At 53.7% G+C, this 6,432-nt stretch carries 5 protein-coding genes; 2 read left to right on the top strand and 3 right to left on the bottom strand.

The window, feature by feature from the left end:
- Nucleotides 1-973: MFS transporter (locus tag INT22_RS10815; RefSeq protein ID WP_193068220.1), on the bottom strand; the 973-nt coding region annotated here is incomplete at its 3' end.
- A gap of 180 nt (nt 974-1,153) precedes the next feature.
- Between INT22_RS10815 and INT22_RS10810 the strand changes: the two genes are divergently transcribed.
- Both INT22_RS10810 and INT22_RS10805 read left to right on the top strand, forming a co-directional pair.
- On the top strand, nt 1,154-1,789 hold the full coding sequence (locus INT22_RS10810) for a TetR/AcrR family transcriptional regulator (protein WP_193068219.1): 636 nt from the start codon (nt 1,154-1,156) through the stop codon (nt 1,787-1,789).
- A 26-nt stretch (nt 1,790-1,815) separates the two neighbouring features.
- The gene (locus INT22_RS10805) at nt 1,816-2,997 is read left to right on the top strand and encodes an AAA family ATPase (RefSeq protein WP_193068218.1); all 1,182 of its coding nucleotides are present in this window, start codon (nt 1,816-1,818) and stop codon (nt 2,995-2,997) included.
- A 26-nt stretch (nt 2,998-3,023) separates the two neighbouring features.
- Here the strand turns inward: INT22_RS10805 and INT22_RS10800 are convergent, their stop codons facing one another.
- Nucleotides 3,024-3,815 (bottom strand): PhzF family phenazine biosynthesis protein, encoded by a 792-nt coding sequence (locus INT22_RS10800; RefSeq protein ID WP_193068217.1) that lies wholly within the window; start codon nt 3,813-3,815, stop codon nt 3,024-3,026.
- Nucleotides 3,816-4,024: 209 nt separating this feature from the next.
- Complete coding sequence (locus INT22_RS10795; protein ID WP_193068216.1) at nt 4,025-6,151, bottom strand: TonB-dependent siderophore receptor; 2,127 nt, start codon at nt 6,149-6,151, stop codon at nt 4,025-4,027.
- Between the last annotated feature and the right edge of the window lie 281 nt (nt 6,152-6,432).

Genomic DNA, 6,432 nt, shown 5'->3' with positions numbered 1-6,432 from the left:
GCCGTAGAGGAATCAGCTTATTTAATCTTCCGAATAGCAGAGAAACGCACAGCGTCATGACAAATTGCGGCATCATGCGCCAGCCAGCCTCAACAGGCGACCAATGCTGAATTTGCTGGAGAAAAATCGAGAAAAAGAACAGGCTGCTGTAGTAAGAGAATCCCAATATGAACGAGGCAAAATTCGCCACTAAGAAAGCGCGCTCCTGCAGAAGGGCTATCGGCAGTAAAGGCCGCTCTACTCGACTTTCTACCACCGCGAACAGTACAAAGCTGATCGCGGCGACCATCAATGCAATGCCCCCCATTTTGATATTTTCGCCTGCCTCAATCATGCCAAACGCCAATGCACCCAGGGCTACCACACTGAGAACTTGACCCAACGGATCACGTGCAGCGTGTTCGGGATACTTACGCTCTTTAATGCCGTACATGCCTAGCACCACGACCAATATACCCAGAGGAAGATTAATCAAAAAAATGCTCTGCCAGCCAAAATGATGCAGCAATAGCCCCCCGCATAACGGCCCCAGGATTAGCGCCAAGGCGTTGGAGGCTGACCAAGCACCGATTACGTGCGAACGCTCCTTTGGATTGGGAAAAGCAGAGGTAAGAATAGGCATAGCACCACAGATCAGGAAAGCGCCTGCAGTTCCCTGGATGGCCCTACCCACCAGCAACACCGGCAATGACGGCGCCCAGCCGCACACTGCCGAGCCCAGTGTGAACAGGATGACACCACTGAGCCAAGCGCGCTTTTGACCATACCTATCCGCTATTGGACCCGCAGACAGCATGAACCCAGATAGGCAGATCGCATAAGCGTTGACTACCCACTGCAGCCCTACGATATCGGTGCGTAATGCCGTCTGCATGGTAGGGAGTGCCACGTTGACGATGCTGATATCAAGTGTGGCAATAAAGCTTCCAAGACAAACAGCGCACAATGCGCCGTAGCGGCGAGAAGGCTGCATGACAGTTCCTTACGGTGAGATAGAAAATTGCGTGCTCTTTGCTTAAGCATACAAACTGACCGACCGTCGGTCAATACATTATACTGTATCGATCGCCTATGCTCTGAGCCTTAGCTCGCCTAAACTAGGCCGTATTTTCTAAGGGATGTTGAAGCCAACCAAGAGTTAAAAATCGACATAATGGATCATAAGACAACGAAGCCAACGCCGCAGGCAGCTAAAGCGCCAAGAACCAAACCGGCTGAAATTCGCCTAAATGAGCTGATGACTGCCGCCGAAAAGCTCTTCCTGGCCAAAGGCGTTGAAGCCACAACAATCAACGAAATTGTTAAGGAAGCCCAAGTTGCCAAAGGCACGTTCTATCACTACTTCTCATCCAAGAACGACATGCTGGTTGCGTTGGGTGAACGGTACACGGCTGACTTTCTAGCGCGCCTCCAGAAAGCCCTGGATGCCTGCCCAGACCACGATTGGCTGCAGCGATTGAGAACATGGATTGAAGTCAGCGTCGACGTGTATGCACAAACATACCGAACGCACGACATCGTCTACACCAACCATCACCATCATGATCGTTCTAACCAAGCCAGGAACGCCCTTCTTGATCAACTGCTAGACATCATTGAAGGTGGACAATTGGCGGGCACCTGGCGAGTGGAGCAACCAAGGGTAGTGGCTCTGGTTATTTATTCAGGGGTGCATGGCGCCACAGACGATATCATTGCAGCCAAGGCTAACGACCGTGCACGCTTTGCACACCAAGTTGCAGATGCTTGTCTGCGTATGCTGCCCCCTCCGGAAAAGACAGCCAGATAAACTTTTTATCGCGGATCTCAGCGCCTATGATTAACGCCTTTGCCGTATCCAACTATCGCAGTCTGAAAAACGTTGTCTCCCCCCTAACAGGTCTCAATGTGGTTACCGGACCCAATGGGTGTGGAAAATCCAACCTATATAAATCGCTGCGGCTACTGGCAGAGACAGCTAAAGGCAATTTGATCTCATCGATTGCCCAGGAAGGCGGGCTTGATTACACCTTCTGGGCTGGCCCGGAAAAACTCACCAAAAGCATGAAAGATGGCACTGCGCCCATAGAAGGCTCCGCCAAGAGAAACAATCCCCGGCTTAGGCTGGGATTTGTGGGTGAAGACTTTGGTTACGCCATTTCGCTGGGAATGCCCGCGCCGCAGGGGTTTGCGGGCTACGGGGACCCTTCCATGTTTCAGTTCGACCCCGAGATAAAGCGCGAGTGTATCTGGGCTGGCGACGTCTGCCGCCCCAGCAGTTGCCTGATCGACCGAGTCGGACCAGTGGTGAAAGTGCGTGTTGGCCGCAAATGGCAGGTTTACGACGCCCATCTCAATAGCTACGAAAGCATTTTGAACGAAATCAGTGACCCGATCGCCGTGCCTGAGGTTCATGCGGTCCGGCAAGCCATTCGTAGTTGGCGCTTCTATGACCAGTTCCGAACCGATTCGCAATCTATTATCCGCACACCCCAGATTGGTACTCGCACCCCGGTGCTGGATCACGATGGCCACAGCCTAGTGGCCGCATTACGAACCATCCACGAGATTGGCGACAGAGAAGCGTTGTACGAGGCGATTGAAGACGCCTTTCCCGGTGCAACCATCAACTTTGCAGCCGACGCCGGTAATCGCTTCCTATTACAATTTCTTCAGGATGGGCTGCTGCGCCCGTTAAACCAGTCGGAATTATCCGACGGAACGCTTCGCTATCTACTGCTGGTGGCGGCGCTGCTTACCCCTCGTCCGCCCTCCCTATTAGTGTTAAACGAACCGGAAACCAGTTTGCATCCGGATCTGCTGCCTGCCCTAGGACGCCTGATTATTCGCGCATCGCAGGAAACCCAAGTGTGGGTGGTCTCCCACGCGCCACGCTTGGTGGCCACTTTGGAAAAAGAGGCTGCCTGTAACGCGATTGCTCTGAATAAAGAATTTGGCGAAACCGTTATCCTAGGCCAGGGATGGTTGGACGAACCGCCCTGGCATTGGATGGATTAAACAAGAGAAACGGCGCGATAAGCGGCCTAGCAGTTGGGCAGCGTAATCCCCCCTTTCAAGTAAGGCGCAACGCGGCCTTTGATAATCACGCGGTCGCCTTCTATCTCGCAGCTCAGCGCACCTTTGCGGGCTCCACCCTGGCGTGCAGTAAGCTGCCGTTTACCCAGTTTTTTCGCCCAGTAAGGCGCAAGCGAAGTATGCGCCGAGCCAGTAACGGGGTCTTCTTCCACACCGACTTTGGGGCCGAACCAACGGGAGACAAAGTCTACATCGCTGCCTTTCGCAGTAACGACAATGCCGCGCCCTGGAAGGTGCTTCAATTGCTGCATATCCGGCGTTAGCGATTCAATCAACTGCGCATCGTTAACCACTACCACGATATCGTCAGATCTCAGCAACTCTTCGATCTGACGAAGCCCTAGCGCTGCCTTTACCTCAGCTTCCATCGCCAAGGGTTCGACTACCTTTGCGGGAAAATCCATCGCCAGTTCGTCGCCGTCACGCTGCACTAAAAGCTGCCCACTGCGGGCCTCGAACTGCAGTGTTTCAGCGCTATCGCCCAGCACATTAAAGATCACCCACGCCGCCGCCAGCGTGGCATGACCACACAAATCCACTTCCACTGAAGGGGTAAACCAGCGCAGGTGATAGCCAGACTCGGTCGGCACAAAGAAGGCGGTTTCAGAGAGGTTGTTCTCCGTGGCGATTGCCTGCAACAACGCATCATCCAACCACGTTTCCAGCGGGCAAACCGCCGCAGGGTTGCCTTCAAACGGCTTAGAGGCAAACGCATCTACCTGGTAAAGATCAATATTCATTACAGCCAGCCTTTTCTAACATTAGGGGTCATTTAAGAGATCGCATTAAAGCCTGCCCACGATAATACCAAGCCTTGATTGACGGAGTACGTCTAAGCAGATGTAACAACTGCTCGAACTCTATGCCACGCTGGGAGCTGGCCCGATACCAAAACGCCCCGAACCAAGTCGGGGCATTTTGCGATTGCTGGGATATAGACGAAATCACATCACCAGCGATAGCTCACTTTCGCGCTGATTTCACGCCCCGGATTATAGTAATCAGCCGTGCTTGAACCAACCACGTGTTGCTCGTCGAGCAAGTTACTAACATTAACGGCTAGGTCAGCGTCTTTGGTGAGCTGGTAGCTGAAGGCCGCGTCGAAGAGCGTTGCTGCACTGCTCTTTGACGTATTGGCTGTATCAAAGTAGTAGGAGCCAACATAACGGGCGCCGAGGCCAACACTCATATCCTGGCGTGGCAAGGTATAGTAGCCCCACAGTGACGCCGTATGTTTAGGTGCCGCGGTGAACTCGTTACCTTCTCTGGAGGCGTTGCTGTCGCGCACCACTTCCGACTCCATATAGGAGTAACCACCGGCTACGCTAAAGCTATCGGTCAACTCAGCCTTGGCTTCCAAATCAAGCCCCCGTACGCGGGACTCACCCACGGTTTCCCGCTCGATAACGCCATTGTCCTGTACAACCGAGATGGTGACGTCATCCCTGGTCAGATCATAGATGGCCGCCGAAAACAGCGCATTCGTACCAAAGGGAGAATATTTCGCACCAATTTCGTACTGCTCGCCCCGTTCGGGATCGACGCCAATCGTGGGCGGTGCGACCGACTCCACCATGCTGACATAGGTAGAAATTTCGTCGGTGACGCGATAAGTCAGAGCACCGCGAAAGGAGGTTTCCGAGTAGTCGTCGGAATCGGTGTCACCGGCCATGTTGGTGCTGGTGATATCCAGAGAGTCATTGCGCACGCCCGCTGTCACGATGAAGCGGTCATAGAAGGACAAATTCTGTGTCAGGAAAACCGACTCGGTGGTGAAGTCCTGCTTGTTGCGGCTATAGACATTCAGGCTACTTGGGGCACCGCTAAAGGCGGGATTTGCGATATCAATGGAGGTCGCATCGCCGTAAAACGAACGGTCTTCGGTTGAGGCATCACGATACTCGATACCCACGAGCGTGCTGCTATCGACCTGATCAAAGCGGGCGTCGTATTGCAGGATAGCGTTGCCGATCAACTCCTGGGCTTCGTTGTCGGTACCAAAGTAGTCGCGATCTACCACGCTGCCAACGCGCGACGCAGAGTCAGTGATATAAACGTAACCGAAGTCGTCGGTCAGGTCGCTGTAGCGTAGATTCCCCCGCAGCGTCAGCCCGTTGTTGAAATCATGAGTGAACTGCCCGGTGAGACTGGTACGCTCGACGTCATGATAGTTAAAGCCGGGCTCGCCAAAGAACTCGCTGCGGTCGTACTCCCGATCAAGCGGATAACCGCCGCTATTAGGGGTGTCGTCACGTTTCAGGTAATCGAAGATAACGCTTGCCGAAGTGTACGCCGTCGGCTCCCAGGTCAGGCCTCCCATCAGGAAACCATTGTTATCTTTGGAGTTATCGTATTCGCGATCGCTGTCCCGGATGGTGCCGGTAAAGCGGTAGGCCACTGTCTCGTCAGCGTTCAGCGTGTCACCCACATCAACACCGGCCTCTTTTGCATCAAATGAACCGTAGGAGAGATAGCCCTCTCCAAAACGCTCAAAGCGTGGCCGTTTGCTCACGAAGTTGACCGAACCGCCCGGATCCGCCGGGCCAAACAGGGTGGAGTTGGCGCCACGCAACACCTCAACGCGCTCGTAGGCATAGGGTTCCTCACGAACACCGCGCATTGAGCCTAGCGTCAGTCCATCACGGTAGGTGGTCGCCTGGAATCCGCGAATTTTAAAGTAGTCGTTACGATCATCGGTGCCGTAATAATCGGTGAGAACGCCTGGCGTATATTGCAGCACTTCCTCGGTAGTAGAAGCGTTACGCTGCTCGATCTCCTTCTCAGTGACGACCGACACGGAGGCGGGGGTATCGAGGATACTGGTAGCCACCTTACCGCCGACCCATAGCTCCTGAGCCACTATCGAATTGGCATCATCATCAGCGTAGGCCTGGGCGTTGACGATAATAGGAGCAAGGCGATAGCCCTCATTATCGTCAACGCCTTCGCCTGTCTCCTGCGCATTCCCGATCATGGGAATAGTCACCAGCGTCGTGCCGCACAGAATGGCGGTAGTGGCCTGCTGCCACCGTAACCAATTTGCGTTGTGCCGGGCTGTGCTACGGCTATCAATCATGTTGAAGACCCCTTGAAATACATAAACCTACCCTGCTCGCTTCGTGGTTTTCTTTTGAAAGGCCGGGAGAGTATCCAAAGGGGGTAGCACGGAGTCAATAGTGCTAATGCCAATCATAATCATTTATTTTAAAAGCTGGCCATATTGACAACCCGCCAGCAACACATGTTCACGAAATAAAAAAGCCCCATGTTTTGGACAACACGGGGCTTTTGGCAAGTGCGTACGTACCTTCTGGCTCAGTTTTCCTCGACAGCGGCACGCCCTTTGATGATAGAGCG

The sequence above is a fragment of the Halomonas sp. 3D7M genome (genome assembly GCF_014897885.1).
Classification (GTDB): Bacteria; Pseudomonadota; Gammaproteobacteria; order Pseudomonadales; family Halomonadaceae; genus Vreelandella.
The sequence above is the reverse complement of the archived record's forward strand: the minus strand, read 5'-3'. Positions and strand labels throughout refer to the sequence as shown.

Coding starts and splice junctions, on each gene's coding strand:
- INT22_RS10795 (WP_193068216.1), bottom strand. CDS start 6,151: ATGATTGATAGCCGTAGCACAGCCCGGCACAACGCAAATTGGTTACGG.
- INT22_RS10800 (WP_193068217.1), bottom strand. CDS start 3,815: ATGAATATTGATCTTTACCAGGTAGATGCGTTTGCCTCTAAGCCGTTT.
- INT22_RS10805 (WP_193068218.1), top strand. CDS start 1,816: ATGATTAACGCCTTTGCCGTATCCAACTATCGCAGTCTGAAAAACGTT.
- INT22_RS10810 (WP_193068219.1), top strand. CDS start 1,154: ATGGATCATAAGACAACGAAGCCAACGCCGCAGGCAGCTAAAGCGCCA.